Raw genomic sequence first — 24,943 nt, 5'->3', positions numbered from 1 at the left:
TGTATGCTTCAGGCTCGGGAGTGCCTGAACTCGCGCCAAAGTATAGCTGCTGGTGTCGCAGCCAACACGGGCGGGCCTGTTGCCTGACGACCCGCCCTCCATACCGCCGCTTGTGCGGCGCCAGCCCAGCTCTAGCATGTCACCCGTCCTCCGTCCGTCTTTGTCCGCCAGCCTGACGCTGCTTTGTGTCGCAGGTGTTCTCCTGCGCGTGGTGTTTCTGGTGGTTGTTCCGGTCGTGCCAATTTCGGATTTTGCCCGGTATATGGAGGTGGCAACGAATGTCGCGAACGGGAGCGGACTCTCGGTATCGGGTGCCCCATTCATCTCGCAGCCACCGCTGTATCCCGGTCTGTTGGGCGCATGGCTGTCGTTGTTCGGCGTGCATATCATCGCGGCCAAGGCATTGAATCTGCTCCTGTCGGCGTCAACTCTGGCGCTCTGGGCCTGGGCCTGCCTCAGGACGGGCATGCGTCCAGGATGGCAAATGGCCAGCCTGGAGGTGCTGGCTTTCCATCCAGCGCTGGTGGCCTATACGGGGTTGCTGGGTACCGAAACGCTTGCCATATTCCTGGCGGTCCTCGCTTTTGCGCTGACGACACTGCCGATGCGTGCCGCAATGCCAGCGCTGCTTGGCATTGTCCTGGCTCTGGTCGCATTGAATCGCCCGCAACTGCTGCCGCTGCCTGTCGGGTTGGTGATCGGTGTCCTGCTGGGCAGGGGGGGGCTGAAGCCGGATGCGGAGCTGCCTGGTGATGCTGGTTGCGTTCGTGGTTCTCCTGCTGCCCTGGATCATGCGCAATGAGCGGCTGTTCGATCGTGTCGTCCCGGTAAGTGCCAACAGCGGGTACGTGCTGTTGGTCAACAACAACGCGCTGAATCAGACCGGGAACTGGATGCCGCTGAGTCAGGTGCCATTGTCTGATCATGACCGGCAACGCTTCCAGGGCGAGGCTGGGGTTCCCATGTCGTTCTTCAGCGAGGGCGATGAGGATGCCAAGATCCTGCAGTGGACGCCTGCTGCAGACGGTGTCGCACGTTCCGTGGCGTTGGGCTGGATGCGCCAGCATCCTGGGCAGGCGCTGCACCTGGCCATGCTGCGACTGGAAACCAGCCTTGATCCGGCGACGCTGATGTACTGGCCGCTCATCGATTTCGGAGGTGCGCCCCGCTGGCTCGAATGGCTTGTCGGAGGGCTGAACCTCATGTTGGTACTTCTTGCGGTGTTTGGGGCGTTGCAGCTGCTGCCACAGGTGCAGCAGCTCACGCTGACCCAGTTGATGGCGCTGGGCACGGTGGTGCTGGGCGCGCTGTCCATCGCCTTGTTCGAGGGGCAGGGCCGCTACCTGATTCCGCTTGTTCCGGCGATGTTGATCCTGGCAGGTGGACGATCCAGTGGCAGCGGGACTGCGATCCGGGCAGGGGCCGGTCACGCAGGAGCCGGCTTCGGGAAGGTATCCTCTACCTCCTGAGAGCGCTGCCGGGTCCGGACGCGCGCGTCCCCTGAACCTGGAGAGTGGATGGTGCCTACCTGGCTCGTCACCGGCGGTGCCGGTTTCATCGGCGGCAATTTTGTCCTTGAGGCGGTTGCCCGAGGGGTGAAGATCGTCAACCTCGATATCCTGTCCTATGCCGGCAACCTGAAGACCCTGTCCAGCCTGGAGGGTGATGCCCGCCATGTATTCGTGCAGGGGGATATCGGTGACCGCGCCCTGGTCAGCCGGCTGCTGGCCGAGCACCAGCCGGAGGCGGTGCTGAACTTCGCCGCGGAAAGTCATGTCGACCGTTCCATCGATGGCCCGGGTGCCTTCATCCAGACCAACGTGGTCGGCACCCTGGGCCTGCTGGAGGCGGTGCGCGATTACTGGAAGGCGCTGCCGGCCACGCAGGCGACCGCCTTCCGCTTCCTGCACGTGTCCACCGACGAGGTGTACGGCACCCTCGGTGAGACCGGCTCGTTCAGCGAAACCTCGCAGTACGCACCGAATTCACCGTACTCGGCGTCGAAGGCAGCTTCGGACCACCTGGTCCGCGCTTTCCACCACACGTATGGGCTGCCGGTGCTGACCACCCATTGCTCAAACAACTATGGCCCGTACCACTTCCCCGAGAAGCTGATCCCGCTGGTGATCGCCAAGGCGCTGGCCGGCGAGCCGTTGCCGGTGTACGGCGACGGCAGGCAGGTACGCGACTGGCTGTTCGTGTCCGATCACTGCGAAGCGATCCGCACCGTGCTGGCCAACGGCAAGGTGGGCGAGACCTACAACGTGGGCGGCAATTCGGAGAGGCAGAACATCGAGGTGGTGCACGCGATCTGCGCGCTGCTGGACCAGCGTCGCCCGCGTGCAGACGGCCAGCCGCGCAGCAGCCAGATCACCCACGTGGCCGACCGCCCCGGACATGACCGCCGCTATGCGATCGATGCGTCCAAGCTGAAGAACGACCTGGGCTGGGAGCCGGCCTACACCTTCGAGCAGGGCATCACCCGCACCGTTGACTGGTACCTGGACAACCAGGCCTGGGTCAACGGGGTGCTGGATGGCAGCTATCGCCTGCAGCGCATCGGTACGGCGGCCTGAGTCCAGGAGACGACATGACCCAGCGCAAGGGCATCATTCTCGCCGGTGGTTCCGGCACCCGGCTGTACCCGATCACCCAGGGTGTCAGCAAGCAGCTGCTGCCGGTGTATGACAAGCCGATGATCTACTACCCGCTCAGCGTGCTGATGCTGGCGGGCATCCGTGAGGTGCTGATCATCAACACTCCGCACGAACAGGTGCTGTTCCGGCAACTGCTGGGCGATGGTTCGCAGTGGGGCATGGACATCCAGTATGCCGTGCAGCCCAGCCCCGATGGCCTGGCCCAGGCCTACCTGATCGGCCGCGATTTCGTTGCCGGCAAGCCGAGCTGCCTGGTGCTGGGGGACAACATCTTCCACGGCCACGGGCTGAGCGAAATGCTGCGGCGTGCCGATGCGCGCGATCAGGGAGCGACGGTGTTCGGTTACTGGGTCAACGACCCCGAGCGTTACGGCGTGGCCGAATTCGACGGCAGTGGCAAGGTGGTCGGCCTTGTCGAGAAGCCGCTGAATCCGCGCTCGAACTACGCGGTGACCGGCCTGTATTTCTATGATTCCCACGCCTGTGACTACGCTGCCGAGCTGAAGCCCTCGGCCCGCGGCGAGCTGGAGATCACCGATCTCAACCGCCGATACCTGGAGCAGGGGCGCCTGCACCTCGAGCCGCTGGGACGTGGCTATGCCTGGCTCGACACCGGCACCCACCAGTCACTGTTGGAAGCATCCAACTTCATCGAGACCATCCAGACCCGGCAGGGCCTGCAGGTGTGTTGCCCGGAGGAGATCGCGTTCGGCAAGGGCTGGATCGACGCTGCGCAGTTGGAGGCATTGGCTGCACCGCTGATCAAGAATGGCTATGGCCAGTACCTGCACAAGCTCGCCCTGCGTGGAGTGGTTCCGTGAAAGTGATTGAAACCGATCTGCCCGGCTGCGTGGTGATCGAGCCGGCGGTGTTCGGCGATGCCCGTGGCTGCTTCTTCGAGACCTGGAATGCCGAGCGTTTCGCCGCGCAGGGGCTGCCGGACCGCTTCGTGCAGAGCAACGTCTCGACCTCCGCACAGGGCGTGCTGCGCGGCCTGCATTACCAGTGGCCGCGCCCGCAGGGCAAGCTGGTGAGCGTGCTCGAGGGCGAGGTCTATGACGTTGCCGTGGACATCCGCCGCGGTTCGCCGAGCTTCGGCCGGTGGGCGGCGGTCATGCTCAGCGCGGAGAACAGGAGGCAGTTCTGGATTCCGGAAGGCTTCGCCCATGGCTTTGCGGTGCTGTCCGAGCGCGCGGTGTTCAGCTACCTGTGCACCGAGGTGTACCTCAAGGATTTCGATGCCGGCGTGCGCTGGAATGATGCGGACATCGGCGTGGACTGGCCGCTGGGCAGCCCGATCCTGTCGGCGAAGGACGAGCATGCGCCCTTCCTGAGCGACATCGCCGAAGATCGCCTGCCGGTCTACGTGCCATGACCGTCCTGCTGTTCGGCGGCAACGGCCAGCTTGGCCAGGAGCTGCTGCGCGCGCTGGCGCCGCTGGGCAACGTGGCGGTGACCACCCGTAGCGGCGTGCTGCCCGATGGCCGTGCCTGTGAAACCGCTGATTTCGCCGAGCCCGACAGCCTGCCTGCATTGCTCGACCGTCTGCAGCCATCGATCGTGGTCAACGCGGCCGCCTATACGGCGGTCGATCGTGCCGAACAGGAGGTCGACGCGGCCTTTGCGGCCAATGCGCAGGCGCCAGGTGTGATCGCACGCTGGTGCGCGGCGAAGGGTGTGCCGTTCGTGCATTACTCCACCGACTACGTGTTCGATGGCCAGGGCACCACACCTTACCGTGAGGATGCGCCGACAGCCCCGCTGGGGGTCTACGGCACCAGCAAGCGCGATGGCGAGGACGCAGTGCGTGCCGCGGGAGGACGCCATCTGATCTTCCGTACGGCGTGGGTGTATGCCGCGCATGGCACGAACTTCCTGCGCACCATGCTCCGCGTTGGCGCCGAGCGCGATCAGGTGCGGGTGGTGGACGACCAGATCGGGACGCCCACGCCGGCGGCGCTGATCGCCGACGTCACCGTGCAGGCGCTGCAGCATCCGCGCCATCTGTCGGGCACCTGGCACCTGACCGCCAGCGGCCAGACCAGCTGGCACGGCTTTGCCGAGGCGATCTTTGCCGAGGCACTGGCCACCGGCGTATTGCCGAAGGTGCCCGTCGTCGAGGCGATTCCCAGCTCGGCGTATCCGACCCCGGCCCAGCGCCCGGCCTGGTCGGTGCTGGACAACCGCAGGCTGCAGCAGGATTTCGGCATCGAGTTGCCGGAATGGCGGGACGGCCTGAAGCGGGTGATGGTGGAGCTGCAACGGTCGCATACCGCTTGCCCCTCCTGAGTGGCAGGCAGCATGGGGCTCGCAGCGGTCCTGGACGGTCGGTAGTCGCTGCCCCATCCCGGGCTCAGGCGTGGCCTTCCAGCGACTTCTTCGCGCTGGACTTCCTGCGGCGAAGCATCAGGTTTAGCAGGGGCTTTTCGAGGGTGTAGTACGCGGCCACACCCATTACTACCGAGAGCGCGATTGCAAACAGAACCGCCCCAGCCTGCGGCGTCCCACGCCAGATCCAGGTGGTGAGCCAGATGGCCAGTGCGTGGAACAGATAGATCGAGTAGCTGGCTTCGCCGATCAACTGCGTGAAGCGATGCGTGACGACCTTCGATGTCTCAAATGCAAGCGAGCCGACAATCAGCAGAATGCTGGGCAGCAGCCAGGGAAGGACGCCCTCCGAGCGGTAGTGATTGTGCACCACGATCAGGACCAGTGCGCCGATCAGGTAGACGCTGCCTTCCATCAGCCTGGGTCGATAACCTGCTTTGATGGCCAGGCCGATCACCATGCCCGCTGCAAACTCCAGGATGATTGGATTGAAGTAATAGATCTTGCTGAGCGAGGGGATGACGCTCCCGACACTGCTGAGAACGACCAGGAGGCAGGCGGCCAGCGGAATCGCCATGCGCCTGGTTACAAGCATCACGGACAACACCGCGTAGAAGAACATTTCGAAGTTCAGCGTCCACCCCGGGTAAAGGACGGGCATACCGAAGCCTTCGGGCGGCGGCGCGAACAGGTAGGAACGCACGATGTGTATGGTGGAAGGTGGAATGTCCGGATAGCGAATGTAGAAGTACGCTGCTGCCAGCGTCGTCGCAATCCAATACATGGGCACAACACGAATCACCCGGCGCTTCATGAAGTCCAGTGCGGTGGTCTCTGGCCTCAGCGAAAGGCACATGACGATACCGCTGATGACGAAGAACAGGTCGACGCCCGCGGCACCCGCCCGGAAATTCAGGAACGGGTGTATCGACAGCGCATGGTAGATCACCACCGCGACGGCACCCACGCCTCGGAGCGCCTGAAGTGATTGCAGTGTGCCAGCCTTGATCATTCGTATTGCCCCTTGGCCGCTCGGCCGAGGGCAATATCATAGGTGAACCTTGATCAAACACAAACGCGGCAGATGCTGGCATCTTCCAGCAGTTCTGCCGCTGTAGTTCCCTGGAAAACCGGTCAACTCCGCCCGTAGGTATCTTCGAAGCGCACGATGTCATCCTCGCCCAGGTAACTGCCCGACTGTACTTCAATCAGTTCCAGCGGCAGTTTGCCCGGGTTGCGCAGGCGGTGGGTCACGCCCAGCGGGATGTAGGTGCTCTGGTTCTCGCTGAGCAGGATCACCTCGCTGCCACGGGTCACTTCGGCGGTGCCGCTGACCACGATCCAGTGCTCGGCGCGGTGGTGATGCATCTGCAGGCTGAGCGTACCGCCGGGCTTGACCGTGATCCGCTTGACCTGGAAACGCTCGCCGTTGTCGATCGAATCGTAGGCGCCCCAGGGGCGATACACTTTGCGGTGCCAGGTGGCTTCGCTGCGGCCTTCAGCCTTCAGCTTCGCCACTATCGTCTTGACCTCCTGCATGCGGTCGGCCTTGCCGACCAGCACCGCATCGTCGGTCTCGACCACGATCACGTCATCGAGGCCGACCATGGCCACCAGGCGCTGCGCATAGGCATAGGTGTTGCGGCAGTCGATGGCGATCACATCGCCCTGATGGGCGTTGCCGTCGCCGTCCTGCTGCGAGACATCGCGCAGCGCGGTCCACGAACCGACGTCGTTCCAACCGGCATCCAGCGGGATCACGACTGCATCGGCAGTCTTCTCCATCACCGCGTAGTCGATCGAGTCCGACGGCACCGCCGTGAAGGCATCCCTGTCCAGGCGGGTGAAGTCGGCATCGCGGCGCGCCTGCTGCCAGGCCTGGCGGCTGCGGGCCAGCATTTCCGGCTGGAAGCGCTCCAGCTCCTGCAGGTAACGCGACGCCTTGAACAGGAACATGCCGCTGTTCCAGTAGTACTGGCCGCTGCTGACGTAGCCGGTGGCGGTCTCCAGGTCGGGCTTTTCGACGAAGCGTTCGACGGCACGCAGGCCCTGGCCGTTGGCAGTCTTGATATAGCCGTAGCCGGTTTCCGGGCCGGTCGGCACGATGCCGAACGTGACCAGCTTGCCGGCTTCAGCGGCACTGGCGGCGGCCTGCACCGCGTTGCGGAAGGCCACCTCGTCGGTGATCACATGATCGGAGGGCAGCACCAGCAGCAGCGCGTCGGCGCCGTCCCGGGTGGCTTCCAGCGCAGCCACGGCGATGGCCGGTGCGGTATTGCGGCCCACCGGTTCAAGGATGATCGCGGCCGGTTCGGTGCCGACCTGCTGCAGCTGTTCGGCGGCAACGAAGCGGTGTTCCTCGTTGGCAATCACCAGCGGGCCACGCGCCGCCAGTGGGGCGACGCGTTGCCAGGTGGCCTGCAGCATCGTCAGCTCGCCGGCCAGTGGCAGGAACTGCTTCGGGTAGGCCTCGCGCGAAAGCGGCCACAGGCGGGTACCGGATCCGCCGGACAGGATGACGGGCTGGATGCTGCTCATGCGGGCCTCGGTTACTGCTGGATCAGACGGGAAATTTCGTCGGTGCGCGCCTGCATCAACGCAGCGTCACCGCGCGCTTCGACGTTCAAGCGCAGCAGCGGTTCGGTGTTGGAGCTGCGCAGGTTGAAGCGCCAGTCGCCGAAGTCGGCACTGATGCCATCGGTGTGGTCCAGCCTGGGCGATTGCGCCGCGAAGTGCTCCATCACGCGCGCCACTGTGGCCTTGGCATCGTCCACCTTGAAGTTGATCTCGCCGCTGCACGGATAGGCGGCCATCCGGTCTTCCACCCAGTCGGCCAGCGAACGGCCACTTTCGGAGACCAGCTGGGCGATCAGCAGCCACGGAATCATCCCGGAGTCGGCGTAGGCGAATTCGCGGAAGTAGTGATGGGCGCTCATCTCGCCGCCATACACGGCATCCTCGGCCCGCATCTTTTCCTTGATGAACGCATGCCCGCTCTTGCACTGCACCGCGACACCGCCGGCCTGCTCGACCATGTCCACAGTGTTCCAGACCAGGCGCGGGTCATGCACGATCCTGCCGCCGGGATGGCGCGCCAGGATCGCCTTGGCCAGCAGGCCGACCAGGTAGTAGCCCTCGATGAAGCGGCCGCTGTGGTCGAAGAAGAAGCAACGGTCGAAGTCACCGTCCCAGGCGATGCCGAAGTCGGCACCGTGTTCGCGCACTGCGTCGGCGGTGGCGGCGCGGTTCTCCGGCAGCAGCGGGTTGGGAATGCCGTTGGGGAAGCTGCCGTCCGGCTCGTGGCAGATGCGGATGAACTCAAACGGCAGGTGCGGTGCCAGCAGGTCGACGATGGCGCCGGCGCCGCCATTGCCCGCATTCACCACCAGCTTCAGCGGCTTCAGCTTGCCGGCATCGACATAGCTCAGCAGGTGCTGGATGTAGGCGCTCTTGTCATGCTGGGCGACCTGGCCGGCACGCGGCGGCTGGGCCTCGGCGGTGTCGGCGGCGACCGCATCGGAGATCGCGAACAGGCCGGTATCCGAACTGATCGGCCGCGCGTTCTCCTTCACCAGCTTCATGCCGTTGTAGTCCATCGGGTTGTGGCTGGCGGTCACCATCACGCCGCCGGCCGCGCCGAGGTGATCGGTCTGGAAGTAGACCTCTTCGGTGCCGCACAGGCCGATGTCGATCACCTCACGGCCGGTCCCACGCAGGCCTGCGGCCAGCGCATCCTGCAGTGCCGGACTGGTAAGGCGCACATCATGGCCGAGGACCACCGGGCCTGGAGCGAGCTGTGCGGCCAGGGCGACGCCGATGCGACGGGCCAGGTCCTCGTTCAGTTCTTCCGGCACACGGCCGCGGATATCGTAGGCCTTGAAAGCGGGCAGGGGCATCGAAGCAGTCCATCCGGATAGAGAAGCCTGATTATAGCGGGAGGGTCTGCAAACGGCCGGTGAGCCAGGGGCGCCCGGCCAGCAGCGTTGACTTGGGAGGGGGCCGGCCGATTCCCCGTCAATGGACCATGGCCAGCAGGCAGTTCGCATACAATTGCGCGCTGACGACCGAGGACATGGCCCGCGTGGCCATCGCCGATTGGCCTGCTGTTCCAGAAGGATCGAGGTTTGCTTTGAAATTCACTCACGATCAGAAACGCGTGCTGGTGACCGGTGGCGCGGGCTTCCTCGGGTCGCATCTGTGCGATCGGCTCATCGCGGGCGGCCATGACGTCCTCTGCGTGGACAACTTCTACACCGGCAGCAAGGCGAACGTGGATGGGCTGCTGGGCCACCCACGGTTCGAGCTCATGCGCCATGACGTGACGTTCCCGCTCTATGTGGAAGTGGACCGGATCTTCAACCTGGCCTGCCCGGCGTCACCGATCCACTACCAGCAGGACCCGGTGCAGACCACCAAGACCAGCGTGCATGGCGCGATCAACATGCTCGGCCTGGCCAAGCGCCTGCGCGCGCGCATCCTGCAGGCCAGCACCAGCGAGGTGTATGGCGATCCGGAAATCCACCCGCAGGTGGAAGGCTACTGGGGCCGGGTCAACCCGATCGGCATCCGCAGCTGCTATGACGAGGGCAAGCGTTGCGCCGAAACGCTGTTCTTCGACTACTGGCGCCAGCACCAGTTGGAGATCAAGGTCATGCGCATCTTCAACACGTATGGTCCGCGCATGCATCCCAATGACGGCCGGGTGGTCAGCAACTTCATCGTGCAGGCGCTGAAGGGCGAGCCGATCACCATCTATGGCGATGGCAGCCAGACGCGCAGCTTCTGCTATGTCGATGACCTGATCGAGGGCATGTTGCGGCTGATGGACTCGCCGGCTGATCTCACCGGTCCGATCAATATCGGCAATCCGTCCGAGTACACCATGCTGGAACTGGCCGAGACCGTGCTCCGTCTGGTCGGCGGCGCGTCGAAGATCGAGTACCGTCCGCTCCCCTCGGATGATCCACGCCAACGCCAGCCGGATATCAGCCTGGCCAAAGCGGATCTGGGCTGGGAGCCCAAGGTCGGCCTGGAGGACGGCCTGAAGGAGACCATCGCCTATTTCCGCCATCGCTTGCAGGCCTGAGGTGGCGACGATGCGCAAGATCGTGGTGATGCCGGTCTACGAGGACCTGGAAGCCTCCTCGAAGCTTTTCGTCGAGCTCGCCCGCACCCAGGGTCCGGACACCTATGTGGTGGCCGTGGACGACGGCTCGGTGCGGCAGCCATTGCCGATCAGCGCCATTGAGGCTTCGGGGCTGGAGGGCGTGGTGATCCGCCTGCGTCGCAATGTCGGGCATCAGCGTGCGATCGCCATCGGCCTGGGCTATGTGGCCGAGCACTTCGATGGCAATGACATTGTCGTCGTGATGGATTCCGATGGCGAGGATACGCCGGAGAGCATCACCGAGCTGGTGGCGGGCCTGGAATCGGCCGATGTCGACGTGGTGGTGGCCAGCCGTCGCAGCCGGGTCGAATCGCTGAAGTTCAAGTCGTTCTACATCGTCTACAAGCTGCTGTTCTCGCTGCTCAGCGGGCGCCAGATCAGCTTCGGCAACTTCATGGCGGCGAAGATGCCGGCGGTGCGCCGGTTGGCATCGATGCAGGAGCTGTGGATCCACGTTGCCGCCTGCGTGCTGGGCTCGAAGCTGCGCGTGCAGACCTGTGCGCTGGATCGTGGTCCGCGCTATGCCGGCCGCAGCAAGATGAACTTCGTCGGCCTGGCCCTGCACGGATTCCGTGCACTGATGGTGTTTGCCGAGGATGTACTGGTACGCGTGGGCATCGCCTGCACCATGGTGGCGGCACTGTCGATCATCGGCGGGATCGTTGCCACCGGGCTGAAGATGCTGGGCTTTGCATCGCAGGGCTGGTTCTCGCTGGCATTCGGCATCCTGGTGCTGGTGTTCCTGCAGACCGCGGCACTGACGCTGATCATCCTGATGTTGTCGGGGATGATGCGCGGCGGTGGCGTCATGAGCGTGGGCAGCTATCGCGAATTCGTTGACGAGGTCCTGCATGCCGGCCGTCGCAGTGGCTAAGGATGCGCTGGGCGGACAGGCCGTCCGCTACGTGATCAATGGCCTGGTCGCCACCGCGGTGCACTATGGAGTGCTGCACTTCAACATCGAGGTGCTGCACGTCCCGCTGGCCGCGATGGCCAACGCGATTGCAGCGGTCTTTGGCATCACCGTGTCGTTCCTCGGCAGCCGCTACTTCGTTTTCCATGGCAGGCAGGGCAGCCTGGCGCGGCAGGGCTCGCTGTTCCTGCTGATCTACGCCGCGATCGCCGTCCTGCATGCGCTGGTGATGTACGTCTGGGCCGATCGATGGGGCCTGGACTACCGCGCAGGGTTCGTGCTGGCGACCGGAATGCAGATGGCCGTCAGCTTCGTCGCCAACAAGTTCCTGGTGTTCAAATGAACAAATATCTGCGTGCCGCGCTGGCAACCCTTGCATTCATTGCCGCCCTGCTGCTGGTCTACTACGTCCACATGCGCCAGTTCCGCGTGAACGTGGTGCTGTATGCCAGCATCCTCGACGCGGTGATCGCAGTGGTGGTGGTGTTTGCGGGCCTGTATGCGTTGAAGTGGTTCAGAGATTTCAGCCGCCTCGAGCTGATCCAGCTGGCCGCCATCTGGTTGCTGGGAGGCTATGTGTTCGCGATCTCGGTCCCGACCGTCATCGACCGCTCGCTGTCTTTCTACATCCTGGAGAAGCTGCAACAGCGTGGTGGTGGGATACGCGAAGACGCGTTCCGCCAGGTGTTCACGGAAGAGTACGTCCGCGAGCATCACCTGGTGGAAGTGCGCCTGACCGAGCAGCTGCAGTCCGGAACCGTGCAGATCCATGATGGTTGTGTGCGGTTGACCGCGCGCGGCGAGCGCCTCGCATCGTTCGGCCGCTTCTACCGGCAGAACCTGCTGCCGACCCACCGCCTGCTGATGGGGCAGTACACCGATGCCCTCACTGATCCTTTCCGCGACAGCCGGATGCCGTCCGACTACCGTTGCCAATAGCCTGGGTACTGCTGGCGCATTGGTTTTTCCGTTGGTTCCTTGAAACGTTTCATGGATGACATGACCTCCACCTCTTCCCCCCTGCGCACTACGCGCCGGGACCTGGCGATTGCCGGGATCCTGGTGCTGCTGTTGAGCGCTTCCCTCGTATCGGTCGCCAAGCGATCGGACTATCAGACGTCGCTGCTGCGCCAGGCCTTCGCTGAGGACGCGGGATTCGACGCATCCGTACCACGTGAGGTGGTGGATGCACGTGATCTGGTGCGCGCGCAGCCGATCGCGCCTTCGCTGCTTTCGCTCGGGCAGGGACTGAAGGACGATCCCTTGATCCAGCAACGCATGTGGGAGGCGCTGTATCCGGTTCGGTTCAGCGATACCGATACCCCACAGCGCCTGCTGAGGGCCGGTGATCCGCTGGTTGACCAGTGCCACGTCCAGGGGAGGAGCGGAGATGTCGTTCTTGCTGACTGCCGCTGAACCAGGGCGCCGTGCGGCGCTGGCCATGCTGGTCTCCATTCTTCTCTGCTATGGCCTGGCCGCCGTAGGCCTGGCGGGCTGGCTGGTGCAGGTGGCATTCGGCACGGTCGTGCTCAGCGCGCTGCTCGCCCTGCCAGCCGTGCGTGACCTGCGTACCGCGCCTCTGGTCCTGGCCGTTCTGGCGCTGGTGTTGATCGCGCTGGGAAGCCCCACCGATGGCTGGGACCCGCGTTCGATCTGGCTCTTCCATGCCAAGCGGATCTACCTGGAGGGCACGTTGTACGCCCAGCTGGATGATTACGCGCCGTGGAGCCACAACGACTATCCCGCACTGGTTCCGTTGTTGATGGCCTGCGCAGCAGGTTTGGCCGGGCACTGGAACGAACTGCTGCCCAAGGCGGTGGCACCGCTGCTGCTGCTGCCGGCGCTGCTGCTGATCGTCCCGAGTTTCCGATGGCGCTGGTGCGGGGTGCTGTTCGCAGTGCTGCTGCTGCGCCTGGGGCGCGACATGCTGATCAACGGCTACATGGATCCGCTGGTGGCGGTCTACGCCGTCGCTGCCGTGGCGACAGCGATGCGTCACCGCATGTCCGGGGAGCATGGTGGTGGTCGTGAGCTGGTCGCATTCACCCTGCTGGTGGCCGTACTGTCGATGTTGAAGAACGAGGGCGCCGTGCTTGCGGCTCTGTTGACGGCCGTGGTGCTGGGCGAAGGCGTGCTGCGTGAGCGCCGTCTGGGCTGGCGCATCCTCCTGGCCGCGGTTGTGGCCCTGCTGCCATTGCTGGCATGGAAGCTGGCCGTCGGGCAGGCAGGGGTGGGCAATGACCTGGCGGGAAGTGACATGAAGGCGCAGCTGCTGGCGCGGCTTGGCAGCGAGGGCGGTACCCTGCCGATCGTCGGTCGCCTGCTGCTGGATGTGTGGGTGCTGGTGCCGTTGCTGGTGCTGGCGGTGCTCTGGCGCCCGGTGCTGCGGGTTCCGGCGGCATCGGCCGCCGCGCTGGCGGCGCTGGCGTACGCAGCGGTGCTGTTCCTGGTCTACCTCGGAACACCGCATGACCTGGACTGGCACCTGCGCACCAGTGTAGACCGTGTCCGCATGCCGGTAACACTGCTGCTGGGGTTTGCGGTGTTGCTGGCGCTGGAACATCGCGCCACCGCGAAGATCCCGGGCACGCGCTGAGGCGCAACGCGCCGTGGCGTCATGCTGCGGCGCATCCCAGCCGTATGCGGTCGTAGCGCTAGAATGCGCTCATTCTTCCCGTGTGGGGCTGTAGAAATGGAACACGTGACTTCCACCGGCAAGCGCAGCAAGCGCTTCGCCAGTGCGGCGGAGGCCCTGCAAGGGGTGGTCGCCGATGGCCAGACGCTGGCCGTGGGCGGCTTCGGCCTGTGTGGCATTCCCGAGGCATTGATCGCCGCGCTGCGCGACAGTGGTGCCAAGGGCCTGACCGTGATCTCCAACAATGCCGGCGTTGATGGTTTCGGCCTCGGCCAACTGCTGGAAACCCGGCAGATCAAGAAGATGATCTCGTCCTACGTGGGTGAGAACAAGGAGTTCGAGCGGCAGTTCCTGGCCGGCGAGCTCGAGCTGGAATTCAACCCGCAAGGCACCCTGGCCGAACGCCTGCGTGCCGGCGGTGCAGGCATCCCGGCGTTCTTCACTGCCACCGGCTACGGCACCGTGGTGGCCGAGGGCAAGGAAACCCGCGAGTTCGACGGCAAGCACTACGTGATGGAAACCGCGCTGCGCGCCGACGTGGCGCTGGTCAAGGCGTGGAAGGCCGACGGGGCCGGCAACCTGGTGTTCCGCAAGACCGCTCGGAATTTCAACCCGGCCTGTGCGATGGCCGGCAAGGTCTGCATCGCCGAGGTCGAGGAGATCGTGCCGGTTGGCGCCATCGATCCGGACCAGGTGCACCTGCCGGGCATCTACGTGCACCGCATCGTGCACAACGCACATCCTGAAAAACGCATCGAACAGCGCACCATCCGCGCGGAGGGCAACTGACATGGCGTGGACCCGTGACGAGATGGCGGCACGCGCCGCCCGCGAACTGACCGATGGAGCGTACGTGAACCTGGGCATCGGCCTGCCGACCCTGGTCGCCAACCACATCCCTGAAGGCGTGGACGTGTGGCTGCAGTCGGAGAACGGCCTGCTCGGTATCGGCCCGTTCCCGACCGAAGCCGAAATCGACGCGGACCTGATCAATGCCGGCAAGCAGACCGTCACCGCGCGTGCCGGTGCCAGCTATTTCGGCAGCCACGACAGCTTCGCGATGATCCGCGGTGGCCACGTCAACCTGGCCATCCTCGGTGCCATGCAGGTCACCGACAAGGGCGACCTGGCCAACTGGATGGTGCCCGGCAAGATGGTCAAGGGCATGGGCGGCGCGATGGACCTGGTGGCCGGGGTGCAGCGCGTGGTGGTGCTGATGGAGCACACCGCCAAGAACGGCGAGCACAAGATCCTGGCCGAATGCACGCTGCCGCTGACCGGCGTCGGCGTGGTCGACCGCATCATCACCGACCTGGCCGTGTTTGACGTCACCGATGCTGGTCTGGTGCTGGTAGAAGCGGCGCCGGGTGTCAGCGATGACGAACTGAAGGAAAAAACCGGCGTGGCGTTCGCCCGAGGTTGAATCGGCGTTCGCGCCGGAGTGATCAGTCGCGCAGGAGTGCTTCCAGACTCCTGCGCGCTGCATCGCTGGAGAAGTGCTCGCGGATGTTGTGGTAGCCCTGTTCGGAGATGTGGGACCACAACGCCTCATTCGAGTACAGGCGCAGGACGGCGTTGCTGAACGCCTCGGTATCTGCCGCGATCAGTGCATTCTGACCGTCGATCAGGAACATGCCTTCGGCAGCAATGGGCGTGGCCACCACCGGAACACCGTGGCTCATGGCCTCATTGACCTTGCCTTTCACGCCTGCACCGGAGAGCAGCGGGGCGAGCGCGATCCTGCAACGCGACAGGAAGGGCTGCAGTGATGCCACGTGGCCGTGGACGATGACGCCGTTGCCGGCGTAGCGCGCCGCCACGTCTTCCGGAATCTCTCCGATCAGGTGCAGGACGATCTCCGGGCGCTGCGCACGGATGCGGGGATGGATCTCGCCGACCAGCCATTCCAGCGCTTCCTGGTTGGGCTGATGGGCATAGCCCCCCACGAAGTACAGGTCAGCGGTGTCCCCGAAACTGCGTTTGCCGCCGTGCACGTCATGGATGTTGGACAGCAGCCGGATGTCGCTGCCGGGCAGTTGCGCCTGCAGCATCTCCAGCTCGGTCTGGCTGACCACCAGCGTCGTGTCGCTGGCGTTGATCAGGGCGAACTCGCTTTGCCGCGTGCGTGCGGCCTGACGCTGCAGGTCCGGGTCTTGGCGCAGGTCCGCAGCACGCTGCTCACGCACATGGTGCAGGTCCACGGTGTCGAAGATCACCTTGCCGACGGCGTAATCGCGGATCAGCCCGATGTGGGCTGCCGCCACATGGTGGCGGCTGAGCAAGGTGGCACGCAGCTGCTGGCCGTGCACACGCAGCCACTGGTCGAGACGGGGGCTGCCTGCGATGCCGATCAGGTCCACGCCCAGTGTGTCGAGGAAAGCGCGACTTTCGGCACTGATGACACCATTGTCCGGCATGAACACCGGTTGCCATCCCAGCTCGCGGATCGACTGGAGGATCTTGCACATCCGGACCGAGCCGGAATCGCGGGTCGGATCGGGCGCGCTGGCATCAATCACCAGCACGTATCCAGCACGTGCAGGGGCGGTGCTGTGCACCTCGCCGGAAGAACACACTGCTTGAGCGGGCACCGATACTACGGCCGGTGGATGTGGGCGAAGCACCGCCTTGACCTTGCGCAGCGTGGCCGCCGGGCCCACCTGGCGCAGGTTGTGAATCACCGAGGCCAGCCGGCGCGAGGCCTGGCGAATCCGCCATTTGAGGCTGTACCAGGAGTGCTTCATCGTCATCATCGTCAGGTGGCGCGCAGGAATGCGGGCGACCATCATAGTCGCTGGCCGCGGAGGGGGTGTGCTAGCGTGCTGGCATGCATTTCCCACTGGACGACGCCGACATTCACTGGCATCGGGGCTGGCTGGCCGCGGACCAGGCGGACCTGATGCAGCAGCAGCTGGAGCACCACATCTCCTGGCAGGTGCATCGCATCCGCATGTTCGGCCGTATCGTCGATTCGCCCCGCCTGAGCTGCTGGATGGGAGATGCCGAGGCGCGCTATCGCTATTCGGGTGCCGATTTCCTGCCCGAGCCGTGGCAGCCGGCCCTGCTGCTGCTTCGCGAACGGCTGCAGGTATTCTGTGGACATGCCTTCAACAGCGTACTGCTGAACCGCTATCGCGGCGGTGGCGATTACATGGGCTGGCACAGTGACGACGAACCCGAACTGGGCCCGGCGCCGGTGATCGCCTCGCTGAGCCTGGGGGTGGCACGGCGTTTCCTGCTACGCCGGCGTGATGATCCGACGCAGAAGACCGAGTACCTGCTCGGCCATGGCGACCTGCTGGTAATGGCCGGGCAGACCCAGCGCTATTACCAGCACGCGTTGCCGAAGATGGCGCGCGTGCAGGGCGAGCGGATCAACCTGACGTTCCGCTGGATTGCGCCACGCTGATCGATCAGCGCGTGACGGTCGGCTGGTCGGCCTGCCCGCTCACCAGCGTCCAGCCCACCACATCCTGCGCCAGCTGCTGCAGGCCGCGCTCGAACGCGGCGGTCACCGACGGCACGTCGGTACTGCCGACCGGCTGTGCCTGGCGGAAGGTACGGTCGGCCACCACGCGCTGGTCGGCGACGTGGATCAGCTTGGCGTTGACCTCGATCACCACGGTCGGCGTGGCCTGGCCCTGGTAGTCCGACTCGAAGCGGCGCACGTCGGTGGAAAGCTTGTAGTCGGCGCGGATGCCGGCGGTGCTGCGGGCGACGCCGTGGATGCGTCCGGAATCCTCAAAGCCGCGCAGCAGGGTGTCCTCGATCATGTCGGTGGCCGGCTGGGCCCAGCTGGCGCCCTTGTAGATCTCCAGCTGCGATGGGGTCGGCCGCACGTTGATGCGCGGGCTGTCGACCATGCGTGCGGCGCTGGGCTTGGCCAGTACCAGCTGCCAGCTGGCCTGCGGCCACGCCGGATCGGCCTTCACCTGCACGGCGGGCGAGTACAGCGTCACCGCGGTTTTCTCGCTGCTGCCAAGGATGGAGCAGCCGCCCAGCAGGGTGACCAGCGAAGCGGCCAGCAGCAGGCGCGGAAGGGGCATCGGGCTCATTTGGGTTCGAACTCCTTCGGTGCGTCGCGGCCCAGCAGGTAGCGCGCGGGGTTGTTCTCGAGGCGGTCGCTGACCCGGCGCAGGTCGCGGATCAGGCCGCGCAGTTCGGTCAGCGTCGGGCCCAGCTGGCCGAGGCCATCATTGGCGAAGCTGTTGATCGCGGCGCGGTTCTCGCCAAGGATCGAATCGGCGTTGCCGGCGGCCGAGTCGAGCTTGGCCAGGGTGCCGTCCAGCTTGTCGATGATGCCCGGCAGCTGCTGCACCAGGTTCCTGTCCAGGCGCTCGATGGTGCCGTTGGTGGTCTTCAGCGTGGTGTCCAGGCTGCGGGCGGCATCGCGCGCGCTGAGCAGCAGCGCCTGCGTGCCCTGGTCACGGTCGGCCAGGCCGCCGCTGATCGTCTCCAGGTTGGCCAGCGTCGCGTTGATCGAAGCCACGTTGCGATCGCTGAGGATCTGGTCCATGCGCTCGACAATGCGATTGGCGACGTCGGTGATGTTCTGCAGGGCCGACGGCGTGGTCGGGATGATCGGCGCCGGATCCTTGTTGACCGTGGTCAGCGCCGGCGACTGCGGCGTGCCGCCGCTGAGCTGGATGATCGATGGGCCGGTCAGGCTGGTGATCGCCAGCTTGGCGCGGGTATCGGTCTTGACCGGGGTGGTCGAGTTCAGGCGGATGCGTGCGACCACCTGGCGCGGGTCGTCCGGCACCAGGTTCAGTTCGATGATCGAACCGACCGCGATGCCGTTGTACTGCACCGGGCTGCCCACCGACAGGCCGGTCACCGCCTCGCGGAACACCACGCGGTATTCCTGCCAGGTGCGGTCGGAGGAGTACTTGGCCGCCCACAGGCCGAAGGCCAGCAGGGCCAGGCCGGTGATCAGGGTGAACGCGCCGATCAGCACGTAGTTGGCTTTGGTTTCCATGGCTCAGGCACTCTCGATCTGTTCGCCGCGCGCGGCACGCGCACGCGGTCCGTGGAAGTATTCCTGGATCCACGGATGATCCAGTTTCTCGATGTCCGGCAGTGGCGCGTTGGCCACCACTTTGCGGTCGGCGATCACCGCCACCCGGTCGCAGATGGCGTACAGCGTGTCCAGGTCGTGGGTGATCAGGAACACGGTCAGCCCCAGCGCCTCCTGCAGGGTCTTGATCAGGCGGTCGAACGCGGCCGCACCGATCGGGTCGAGGCCTGCGGTCGGTTCATCCAGGAACAGCAGCGGCGGGTCCAGCGCCAGCGCGCGGGCCAGGCCGGCGCGCTTGCGCATGCCACCGGACAACTGCGATGGCAGCTTGTTGATCGCATCGGCGGGCAGGCCGGCCAGCTTCACCTTCAGCAGCGCCAGCTCGTAGTGCCAGCGCTCGGGCAATTCGCGGTGGTGCTCCTTCAGTGGCACCTGAACGTTCTCGCCCACGGTCAGCGAAGAGAACAGGGCGCCGTCCTGGAACAGCACGCCGGTGTTGCGCTCGATGTGCAGGCGGCTCTCGGCATCGTCGGCACGCGCGTCGCGGCCGAGCACTTCGATCTGCCCGGCATCGGGCACGCGCAGGCCGAGGATCGAACGCATCAGCACCGATTTGCCGGTACCCGAGCCACCCACCACGCCCAGGATCTCGCCACGGCGCACCTCCAGGTCCAGGTCTTCATGCACGGTCTGGCTGCCGAAGCGGTTGACCAGCCCGCGCACGCGGATGGCCAGGTCGTGGCCGTCGCCGTCCTGCATGGGTATTTCTTCGGGAGTCGGATGCGTGCTCATGTCACCAGTCCATGTGCATGAACCACAACGCCGCGAAGGCGTCGATGATGATCACCAGCGAGATCGTCTGCACCACGCTGGAGGTGGTGCGTTCACCGACCGACTGCGCCGTGCCTTCCACCTTCAGCCCTTCCAGGCAGCCGATCAGGCCGATCACCAGCGCGAACACCGGCGCCTTCGACAGGCCGACCAGCATGTGCCGCACTTCCATCGTCTCGTGCATGCGCGCGATGTACATCTGCGGCGGGATGTCGAGGTCGAACGCGCCGACAGTGATGCCGCCGGCCAGGCCCGCGATCATCGCGATGAAGGTCAGCAGGGGCAGGGTGACCAGCAGCGCCAGCAGGCGTGGCAGCACCAGCAGGTCGATCGGATCCAGGCCCAGCGTGCGCATCGCGTCGATTTCCTCGCGCGCCTTCATCGCGCCGATCTGCGCGGTGAACGCACTGGCGGTGCGGCCGGCCAGCACGATCGCGGTCAGCAGTACCGCGAACTCGCGCAGGAAGGCGATGTTGACCAGCTCGACCACGTAGATCTCGGCGCCGAAGTCGCGCAGGATGGTCGAGCCGAGGAAGGCGATCACCGCGCCGACCAGGTACGACAGCAGCGCCACCAGCGGTACTGCGTCCAGCCCGACCTGCTCCATCTGGTGCACGGTGGCCGTCATCCGGAAGCGGCGGGGTTCCTTGACCAGGCGCGCCGCCTTGACCAGGTTCTCGCCGAGGAAACTGCACAGCGCCTTGATGTTGTGGCCAGTGGCATGGACGCTGACACCGAGCCGTTCCAGCGCCGCCAGCACGCCGAAATCGCGCTTGGGCCGGGGCCGGTCGTCGGCCACTTCCTCGATGGTGCAGACCAGCGCCTGGTGGTCCGGCCGGAACTGCAACGCGTCCTCGCCAAGGTCGGCGCGATGCGCTACGCGCAGTACCTGCAGCACGCCGGCCGAATCCATCTTCTCGATGCCGGTGGCGTCGATGCCGGTCAGCGTGTCGGGAACGCCGCGCAGGACTTCGGCCGCGGCCAGCGCGGTCTTCAGGGTCCAGGTGCCGGACAGGCGGATCAGGCCCGGGTCATGGGCATCCTGTTCGAGCTGGGGGGCGTGGTTCGGGGTCACTTGGGCCATTCGGGTCGCAGCATAACCGTTCTGTCTGGGGCATCGCGTCGAACCCGGATGAATTTATCCAGTGCGGCCCGGCAGTAGGTAATACTACGGCGCATGTCCGCAGACGCTCACACGATCCCCACGCCCCAGGCCACCTACGCGCAGCGCGTGGCCTTTGTTTCCGAGATCGCCGGACGCCTGCACAGCTACGGCACCACGGCCCAGCGCCTGGAAACGGCAGTGGTGGCACTGGCCCGCCAGCTCGATCTGGATTGTGAACCGTGGTCGAATCCCACCGGTATCATCCTCAGTTTCAGCGACCCGGCACAGGCGATCGGTTCCAGCGACATCACCCGCGTGATCCGCCTGGCACCCGGCGAGAACGACCTGCACAAGCTCAGCGTCGCCGACCATATCGCCGAGGAAGTGGCCAACGGGCGGATGAGCATTGCCCAAGGCCACACCGCACTGCGCCAGTTGGACAAGGATCCGGGCCGGCGCGGCAAGCTGCGCACCATTCTTTCATTCACCCTGGGCGCGGCCGGCGTGGCCGGCATGTGGAAGCTGCCGTGGCTGGACATCGCCACCGCCGGTGTCATCGGGCTGATGATCGGCCTGCTCGGCATGGTCACCGACCGTCGCCCGGCCACCCGTGAAGCGGCCGAGGCGCTGGCGGCGCTGCTGGCCGGCATGGTCGCAACTCTGGTCGCGTCCTTTGTCGGCGCACTCAACCTCAACACGGTGATCATCGCCTCGCTGGTGGTGCTGCTGCCGGGCATGTCGCTGACCAATGCGGTCAATGAACTCGCCAGCCAGCATTGGGTCTCCGGTACCGCGCGCTTCGCCGGCGCGTTGACCACCATCATGAAGCTCAGCGTGGGCGCGATGATCGCGGTGACCCTGGCCGATGTACTCGGCCTGGACCCGGTGATCCGCGCCACGCGGCCGCAGGGGCCGTGGGTGGAGTGGGGTTCGCTGCTGACCGCGGCATTCGCCTTCGCGATGCTGTTCAAGGCCAACCGGCGCGATTACCCGTGGGTGATCGCAGCCTCGGTGGCGGGTTACGCGATCTCCAAGTTCGGCGGGCACGCCTGGGGCGCGCCGGCCGGCATCTTCCTGTCAGCGATGCTGCTGACCGCCGGTGGCAATCTGTTCGGCCGCCTCGTTGGCCGCCCAGGAGCGATCATCCGCCTGCCCGGCATCATCATGATGGTGCCCGGCAGCACCAGCCTGCGCGGCGTGCTGACCCTGGTCCAGCAGCAGGACGTTGGCGCGGGCCAAAGCGTGTTCCTCACCGTGCTCAACGTGGTGATGGCGCTGGTGGCCGGCCTGCTGTTCGGCAACCTGCTGATGCCGGCGCGCAAAACCCTGTAGGTGTGGACCGTTGGCCCGCACACCGAAGAATGAAAAACGCCGGCTTCCGCCGGCGTTTTTCATTGCATCCCGATCCGGCCTCAGGCCTTCTTGATCAGGAAATCTTCCGGCTTCTTGTTGCCCTTGGCGGTCAGCTCGGCCATCCAGCGCGGCTGCTTGCCACGACCGGTCCAGGTTTCCTTGGGGTTGGCCGGGTTGCGGTACTTCGGGGCAACCTTGCCCAGCTTGCGGCCGGCGGTCTTGGACGGTGCCTTGGCTGCCGGGGCGGCTTTGCGCGCGCGCGGTGCCGGGGCGCCGCCGAACAGTTCTTCGATGGTGTAACCCTCGGTCTTGGCCAGCTTGGTCAGCTGGGCCCGGACCTTGGTGATTGGCCGGCGCTTGGCGACGATGGTCTGCTGCTTCTTGGCGGTACGGATCAGGGCGCCCAGCTCGCGTGCCGACAGGCCGGTCAGGTCAATGCTCATTTACGGTTACTCCGGAAACTAAAATGTGGACGGGACGAGCCAGTCCATGGCGTCGCGGGACAGAATAAAGATGAATTAATCACAGCACAAATGCAGGCGGGTCATGGCCTGGCAGCATCCCGGCTGCATTGCGTCGATTCTGACCGGATTATGTCCGCTGCAATATTGCTCAACTGGGCGACAGGCAAAAAAAAAGACCGGGGCGTGCCCCGGTCTTCTCCTGATCAGCCCTGCAGTCGCTGCAGCAGGGTGGCCTTGTCCAGGCTTTCCGCTTCGCTGGCGCGGCGCGAGCGGTACTCGTAGGTACCGGCGGCCAGGCCGCGCTCGCTCACCACCACGCGGTGCGGGATGCCGATCAGTTCCATGTCGGCGAACATCGCACCCGGGCGCAGGCCACGGTCGTCCAGCGCGGCATCGAGGCCGGCGTCGCAGAGTTCCTGCAGCAGGCTGGCAGCAGCATCGGCCACGGCGGCGTCGCCCTTCGGGTTGATCACGCACACCACCACCTGCCACGGCGCCATCGCGTCCGGCCAGATGATGCCGGCATCGTCATGGTTCTGTTCGATCGCGGCAGCCACCACGCGCGAGATACCGATGCCGTAGCAGCCCATCGCCATCACCGCCGCCTTGCCGTTCTCGTCCAGCACGGTGGCATCCAGCGCTTCGGCATATTTGCGGCCGAGCTGGAACACGTGGCCGACTTCGATGCCACGGGCTATCTTCAGTTCGCCACCGTCCAGCGCGCGGTCACCGGCACGCACGTTGCGGATGTCGGCCACTTCCGGTTCCGGCAGGTCGCGGCCCCAGTTGACCCCGGCCAGGTGGAAACCGGCTTCGTTGGCGCCGACGACGAAGTCGGACATCGCGGCCACTTCGCGGTCGGCGACCACGCGGATGGCCTTGGCCGGGGCGACCGGACCGAGGAAGCCCGGCACGCTGCCCAGGTACTCGGCGATTTCCGCCTCGCTGGCAAAGCGCTGTTCGTCCAGGCCGGCAACCTTGGCCAGCTTGATTTCGTTGACCTCATGGTCGCCGCGCACCAGCACCAGCACGAACTGCTGTGCTTCGCCTTCACCGGCGATCAGCGCCACCGACTTCACCGTGCGCTGCAGCTCGATGCCGAGCAGCGCCGCGACGTCCTCGCAGGTTTTCTGGGTAGGGGTGTCGACCTTGCGCATGGCTTCACTGGCAGCCGCACGCGGTGCCGGGTCGGCGGCGATCGCCGCTTCCATGTTCGCGGCGTAGTCCGAACCGGTGGAGAACACCAGCGCGTCCTCGCCGGAATCGGCGATGACGTGGAATTCCTGCGAGGCATCGCCACCGATCGCACCGGAGTCGGCCTGCACCATGCGGAAGTCCAGGCCGAGGCGGGTGAAGATGCGGCTGTAGGCCGACTTCATGTTCTCGTATTCGCGCACCAGGCACTCATCGTGCAGGTGGAACGAATAGGCGTCCTTCATCAGGAATTCGCGCGAACGCATCACGCCGAAGCGCGGGCGGATCTCGTCGCGGAACTTGGTCTGTACCTGGTAGAAATTCACCGGCAGCTGCTTGTAGCTGGACAGCTCGCTGCGCGCGAAGTCGCAGGCGGCTTCTTCGGCGGTTGGGCTGTAGCAGAACACCTGGTCCTTGCGGTCCTTGATCTTCAGCAGCTGCGGGCCGAACTTCTGCCAGCGGCCGGTCTGCTCCCACAGTTCCTTCGGCTGGATGGTCGGGATCTGGAATTCCACGGCACCGGCGCGGTCCATTTCCTCGCGCACGATGCGTTCAACCTTGCGCAGCACGCGCAGGCCCAGCGGCGACCAGGTGTACAGGCCCGATGCCAGCTTGCGGATCATGCCCGCGCGCAGCATCAGCCGGTGGCTGGTGAGCTCGGCGTCGCTGGGGGTTTCCTTGGTGGTGTGCAGGTGGAACTGGGAGAGGCGCATCGTCGGCTTCGGATAACGGCAGAGACGCCTATTCTGCCAGCCCGGCCGGGGAGAGGGGTATCGGCAGGGCTGCGCCCTGCACCCGCAGTAGTGCCGGCCGCTGGCCGGCAACCTCAGAAGCAACTGCCGAAGCAACAGCGGGCTTCCCGTGGGAGGCGGGGTGGGTCCGGTTGCGGGAGACGCCGTAAACCCATCCCTGGGGGCTTGGCCGCGGCATCCATGCCGCGGACACTCCCGCAACCGGACCCACCCCGCCTTCGACAGTTTCCTGCGAGCTGTCGGAATGGCTCCTGGGGTCAGATCCGTTTTCCGCAGGAAAACGGATCTGACCCCGGATTCAATTCGAGATCTGACAGATTTCATCCACGCATGGCGTGGATCTACCACCGTCACCAGGAACCTGTCGGGGGTGGGGCGGTGTGGGTTGGCAGGACCGTTGGCGCCATGGATGGCGCCATCGAGCCCCCAGGGGTGAGGGCGCTTTGCTTGCGAAGCACTGCTTCGCAAGCGCCCGAACGCACAGCCGCCAGCGGCTGGGCCGGACCCCGGAAGGGGGGTTTACGGCG

26 protein-coding genes are annotated in these 24,943 nt (G+C 65.4%); 16 read left to right on the top strand and 10 right to left on the bottom strand.

The features are described from left to right. The first annotated feature begins 136 nt into the window (after window positions 1-136). Genes AC5P78_RS13970 through rfbD form a run of 6 tightly spaced genes read left to right on the top strand, consistent with a single transcriptional unit; the run spans window position 137 to window position 4,946 of the window. Complete coding sequence (locus tag AC5P78_RS13970; protein WP_133050802.1) at window positions 137-802, top strand: hypothetical protein; 666 nt, start codon at window positions 137-139, stop codon at window positions 800-802. After that, the gene (locus tag AC5P78_RS13965) at window positions 753-1,469 is read left to right on the top strand and encodes a hypothetical protein (protein WP_111197623.1); all 717 of its coding nucleotides are present in this window, start codon (window positions 753-755) and stop codon (window positions 1,467-1,469) included. The genes AC5P78_RS13970 and AC5P78_RS13965 overlap by 50 nt, the downstream gene beginning before the upstream one ends. Before the next feature lie 51 nt (window positions 1,470-1,520). Further along, on the top strand, window positions 1,521-2,576 hold the full coding sequence (gene rfbB / locus AC5P78_RS13960; RefSeq protein ID WP_111197656.1) for a dTDP-glucose 4,6-dehydratase: 1,056 nt from the start codon (window positions 1,521-1,523) through the stop codon (window positions 2,574-2,576). 14 nt (window positions 2,577-2,590) lie between these two features. Beyond that, window positions 2,591-3,478, top strand: a complete 888-nt coding sequence (gene rfbA, locus AC5P78_RS13955) for a glucose-1-phosphate thymidylyltransferase RfbA (protein ID WP_111197621.1) — start codon at window positions 2,591-2,593, stop codon at window positions 3,476-3,478. Continuing rightward, window positions 3,475-4,032, top strand: coding sequence for a dTDP-4-dehydrorhamnose 3,5-epimerase (rfbC, locus tag AC5P78_RS13950; RefSeq protein ID WP_111197619.1), 558 nt, complete (start codon window positions 3,475-3,477; stop codon window positions 4,030-4,032). The genes rfbA and rfbC overlap by 4 nt, the downstream gene beginning before the upstream one ends. Continuing rightward, window positions 4,029-4,946 (top strand): dTDP-4-dehydrorhamnose reductase, encoded by a 918-nt coding sequence (gene rfbD, locus AC5P78_RS13945; protein ID WP_111197617.1) that lies wholly within the window; start codon window positions 4,029-4,031, stop codon window positions 4,944-4,946. Before rfbC ends, rfbD begins: the two co-directional genes overlap by 4 nt. A 64-nt stretch (window positions 4,947-5,010) precedes the next feature. Here rfbD and AC5P78_RS13940 read toward each other — a convergent pair whose 3' ends face one another. The 3 genes from AC5P78_RS13940 to AC5P78_RS13930 form a co-directional block, all read right to left on the bottom strand. After that, a complete protein-coding gene (locus AC5P78_RS13940) occupies window positions 5,011-5,997 on the bottom strand; it encodes an acyltransferase family protein (RefSeq protein WP_111197614.1) in 987 nt (328 codons plus the stop codon). Between the two features lie 122 nt (window positions 5,998-6,119). Further along, entirely contained in the window at window positions 6,120-7,523 is a 1,404-nt protein-coding gene (locus AC5P78_RS13935; protein ID WP_111197611.1) for a mannose-1-phosphate guanylyltransferase/mannose-6-phosphate isomerase, read from the bottom strand. A gap of 11 nt (window positions 7,524-7,534) precedes the next feature. Then, entirely contained in the window at window positions 7,535-8,881 is a 1,347-nt protein-coding gene (locus AC5P78_RS13930) for a phosphohexomutase domain-containing protein (protein ID WP_111197609.1), read from the bottom strand. A gap of 233 nt (window positions 8,882-9,114) precedes the next feature. Between AC5P78_RS13930 and AC5P78_RS13925 the strand changes: the two genes are divergently transcribed. From AC5P78_RS13925 to AC5P78_RS13890, 8 genes are all read left to right on the top strand, one after another. Then, a complete protein-coding gene (locus AC5P78_RS13925; protein WP_099527084.1) occupies window positions 9,115-10,071 on the top strand; it encodes a UDP-glucuronic acid decarboxylase family protein in 957 nt (318 codons plus the stop codon). Window positions 10,072-10,081: 10 nt separating this feature from the next. Then, window positions 10,082-11,026 (top strand): glycosyltransferase, encoded by a 945-nt coding sequence (locus tag AC5P78_RS13920; protein WP_111173909.1) that lies wholly within the window; start codon window positions 10,082-10,084, stop codon window positions 11,024-11,026. After that, window positions 11,004-11,408 (top strand): GtrA family protein, encoded by a 405-nt coding sequence (locus AC5P78_RS13915; RefSeq protein ID WP_100438856.1) that lies wholly within the window; start codon window positions 11,004-11,006, stop codon window positions 11,406-11,408. The genes AC5P78_RS13920 and AC5P78_RS13915 overlap by 23 nt, the downstream gene beginning before the upstream one ends. Continuing rightward, the gene (locus AC5P78_RS13910) at window positions 11,405-12,004 is read left to right on the top strand and encodes a hypothetical protein (RefSeq protein ID WP_005407993.1); all 600 of its coding nucleotides are present in this window, start codon (window positions 11,405-11,407) and stop codon (window positions 12,002-12,004) included. The genes AC5P78_RS13915 and AC5P78_RS13910 overlap by 4 nt, the downstream gene beginning before the upstream one ends. A 51-nt stretch (window positions 12,005-12,055) precedes the next feature. Continuing rightward, entirely contained in the window at window positions 12,056-12,481 is a 426-nt protein-coding gene (locus AC5P78_RS13905) for a hypothetical protein (protein ID WP_111197605.1), read from the top strand. Then, the gene (locus AC5P78_RS13900) at window positions 12,456-13,661 is read left to right on the top strand and encodes a hypothetical protein (protein ID WP_414498408.1); all 1,206 of its coding nucleotides are present in this window, start codon (window positions 12,456-12,458) and stop codon (window positions 13,659-13,661) included. The genes AC5P78_RS13905 and AC5P78_RS13900 overlap by 26 nt, the downstream gene beginning before the upstream one ends. A 96-nt stretch (window positions 13,662-13,757) precedes the next feature. Beyond that, complete coding sequence (locus AC5P78_RS13895; RefSeq protein WP_005407996.1) at window positions 13,758-14,489, top strand: CoA transferase subunit A; 732 nt, start codon at window positions 13,758-13,760, stop codon at window positions 14,487-14,489. A 1-nt stretch (window position 14,490) separates the two neighbouring features. Continuing rightward, window positions 14,491-15,123, top strand: coding sequence for a CoA transferase subunit B (locus AC5P78_RS13890; protein WP_100438857.1), 633 nt, complete (start codon window positions 14,491-14,493; stop codon window positions 15,121-15,123). Between the two features lie 22 nt (window positions 15,124-15,145). On the opposite strand, the gene AC5P78_RS13885 is transcribed toward AC5P78_RS13890, so the two are convergent. After that, window positions 15,146-16,444 (bottom strand): glycosyltransferase, encoded by a 1,299-nt coding sequence (locus tag AC5P78_RS13885; RefSeq protein ID WP_164225689.1) that lies wholly within the window; start codon window positions 16,442-16,444, stop codon window positions 15,146-15,148. Between the two features lie 83 nt (window positions 16,445-16,527). On the opposite strand from AC5P78_RS13885, the gene AC5P78_RS13880 reads away from it, so the two are divergent. Beyond that, window positions 16,528-17,109, top strand: a complete 582-nt coding sequence (locus AC5P78_RS13880) for an alpha-ketoglutarate-dependent dioxygenase AlkB family protein (RefSeq protein ID WP_138970083.1) — start codon at window positions 16,528-16,530, stop codon at window positions 17,107-17,109. 4 nt (window positions 17,110-17,113) lie between these two features. Here the strand turns inward: AC5P78_RS13880 and AC5P78_RS13875 are convergent, their stop codons facing one another. Genes AC5P78_RS13875 through AC5P78_RS13860 form a run of 4 tightly spaced genes read right to left on the bottom strand, consistent with a single transcriptional unit; the run spans window position 17,114 to window position 20,632 of the window. Next, entirely contained in the window at window positions 17,114-17,755 is a 642-nt protein-coding gene (locus AC5P78_RS13875) for an ABC-type transport auxiliary lipoprotein family protein (protein ID WP_099481351.1), read from the bottom strand. Then, the gene (locus tag AC5P78_RS13870; RefSeq protein WP_005408000.1) at window positions 17,752-18,678 is read right to left on the bottom strand and encodes an MlaD family protein; all 927 of its coding nucleotides are present in this window, start codon (window positions 18,676-18,678) and stop codon (window positions 17,752-17,754) included. The genes AC5P78_RS13875 and AC5P78_RS13870 overlap by 4 nt, the downstream gene beginning before the upstream one ends. Before the next feature lie 3 nt (window positions 18,679-18,681). Then, window positions 18,682-19,509, bottom strand: coding sequence for an ABC transporter ATP-binding protein (locus AC5P78_RS13865; RefSeq protein WP_100438861.1), 828 nt, complete (start codon window positions 19,507-19,509; stop codon window positions 18,682-18,684). Window position 19,510: 1 nt separating this feature from the next. Continuing rightward, window positions 19,511-20,632: an ABC transporter permease gene (locus AC5P78_RS13860; protein ID WP_060381089.1), complete on the bottom strand. Its 1,122-nt coding sequence runs from the start codon at window positions 20,630-20,632 to the stop codon at window positions 19,511-19,513. Between the two features lie 93 nt (window positions 20,633-20,725). Here AC5P78_RS13860 and AC5P78_RS13855 point away from each other — a divergent pair, with 93 nt between their 5' ends. Beyond that, window positions 20,726-21,985, top strand: coding sequence for a threonine/serine exporter family protein (locus tag AC5P78_RS13855; RefSeq protein WP_005408003.1), 1,260 nt, complete (start codon window positions 20,726-20,728; stop codon window positions 21,983-21,985). An 80-nt stretch (window positions 21,986-22,065) separates the two neighbouring features. On the opposite strand, the gene AC5P78_RS13850 is transcribed toward AC5P78_RS13855, so the two are convergent. Together AC5P78_RS13850 and AC5P78_RS13845 are read right to left on the bottom strand one after the other, a co-directional pair. Then, complete coding sequence (locus AC5P78_RS13850; RefSeq protein WP_005408004.1) at window positions 22,066-22,449, bottom strand: H-NS histone family protein; 384 nt, start codon at window positions 22,447-22,449, stop codon at window positions 22,066-22,068. Between the two features lie 224 nt (window positions 22,450-22,673). Beyond that, window positions 22,674-24,377, bottom strand: coding sequence for a proline--tRNA ligase (locus tag AC5P78_RS13845; protein WP_099527092.1), 1,704 nt, complete (start codon window positions 24,375-24,377; stop codon window positions 22,674-22,676). Window positions 24,378-24,943 lie beyond the last annotated feature (566 nt).

The sequence above is a fragment of the Stenotrophomonas sp. YJH_SMC_133 genome (genome assembly GCF_059370655.1).
This window is presented reverse-complemented; position numbering and strand designations above follow the sequence as displayed.

Bases quoted from the DNA above. Each gene is read 5' to 3' on its own strand.
- AC5P78_RS13970 (WP_133050802.1), top strand. From the start codon at position 137: ATGTCACCCGTCCTCCGTCCGTCTTTGTCCGCCAGCCTGACGCTGCTT.
- AC5P78_RS13965 (WP_111197623.1), top strand. From the start codon at position 753: ATGCTGGTTGCGTTCGTGGTTCTCCTGCTGCCCTGGATCATGCGCAAT.
- rfbA (WP_111197621.1), top strand. From the start codon at position 2,591: ATGACCCAGCGCAAGGGCATCATTCTCGCCGGTGGTTCCGGCACCCGG.
- rfbD (WP_111197617.1), top strand. From the start codon at position 4,029: ATGACCGTCCTGCTGTTCGGCGGCAACGGCCAGCTTGGCCAGGAGCTG.
- AC5P78_RS13940 (WP_111197614.1), bottom strand. From the start codon at position 5,997: ATGATCAAGGCTGGCACACTGCAATCACTTCAGGCGCTCCGAGGCGTG.
- AC5P78_RS13935 (WP_111197611.1), bottom strand. From the start codon at position 7,523: ATGAGCAGCATCCAGCCCGTCATCCTGTCCGGCGGATCCGGTACCCGC.
- AC5P78_RS13930 (WP_111197609.1), bottom strand. From the start codon at position 8,881: ATGCCCCTGCCCGCTTTCAAGGCCTACGATATCCGCGGCCGTGTGCCG.
- AC5P78_RS13920 (WP_111173909.1), top strand. From the start codon at position 10,082: ATGCGCAAGATCGTGGTGATGCCGGTCTACGAGGACCTGGAAGCCTCC.
- AC5P78_RS13915 (WP_100438856.1), top strand. From the start codon at position 11,004: ATGCCGGCCGTCGCAGTGGCTAAGGATGCGCTGGGCGGACAGGCCGTC.
- AC5P78_RS13910 (WP_005407993.1), top strand. From the start codon at position 11,405: ATGAACAAATATCTGCGTGCCGCGCTGGCAACCCTTGCATTCATTGCC.
- AC5P78_RS13905 (WP_111197605.1), top strand. From the start codon at position 12,056: ATGGATGACATGACCTCCACCTCTTCCCCCCTGCGCACTACGCGCCGG.
- AC5P78_RS13900 (WP_414498408.1), top strand. From the start codon at position 12,456: ATGTCGTTCTTGCTGACTGCCGCTGAACCAGGGCGCCGTGCGGCGCTG.
- AC5P78_RS13895 (WP_005407996.1), top strand. From the start codon at position 13,758: ATGGAACACGTGACTTCCACCGGCAAGCGCAGCAAGCGCTTCGCCAGT.
- AC5P78_RS13890 (WP_100438857.1), top strand. From the start codon at position 14,491: ATGGCGTGGACCCGTGACGAGATGGCGGCACGCGCCGCCCGCGAACTG.
- AC5P78_RS13885 (WP_164225689.1), bottom strand. From the start codon at position 16,444: ATGAAGCACTCCTGGTACAGCCTCAAATGGCGGATTCGCCAGGCCTCG.
- AC5P78_RS13880 (WP_138970083.1), top strand. From the start codon at position 16,528: ATGCATTTCCCACTGGACGACGCCGACATTCACTGGCATCGGGGCTGG.
- AC5P78_RS13875 (WP_099481351.1), bottom strand. From the start codon at position 17,755: ATGAGCCCGATGCCCCTTCCGCGCCTGCTGCTGGCCGCTTCGCTGGTC.
- AC5P78_RS13870 (WP_005408000.1), bottom strand. From the start codon at position 18,678: ATGGAAACCAAAGCCAACTACGTGCTGATCGGCGCGTTCACCCTGATC.
- AC5P78_RS13865 (WP_100438861.1), bottom strand. From the start codon at position 19,509: ATGAGCACGCATCCGACTCCCGAAGAAATACCCATGCAGGACGGCGAC.
- AC5P78_RS13860 (WP_060381089.1), bottom strand. From the start codon at position 20,632: ATGGCCCAAGTGACCCCGAACCACGCCCCCCAGCTCGAACAGGATGCC.
- AC5P78_RS13855 (WP_005408003.1), top strand. From the start codon at position 20,726: ATGTCCGCAGACGCTCACACGATCCCCACGCCCCAGGCCACCTACGCG.
- AC5P78_RS13850 (WP_005408004.1), bottom strand. From the start codon at position 22,449: ATGAGCATTGACCTGACCGGCCTGTCGGCACGCGAGCTGGGCGCCCTG.
- AC5P78_RS13845 (WP_099527092.1), bottom strand. From the start codon at position 24,377: ATGCGCCTCTCCCAGTTCCACCTGCACACCACCAAGGAAACCCCCAGC.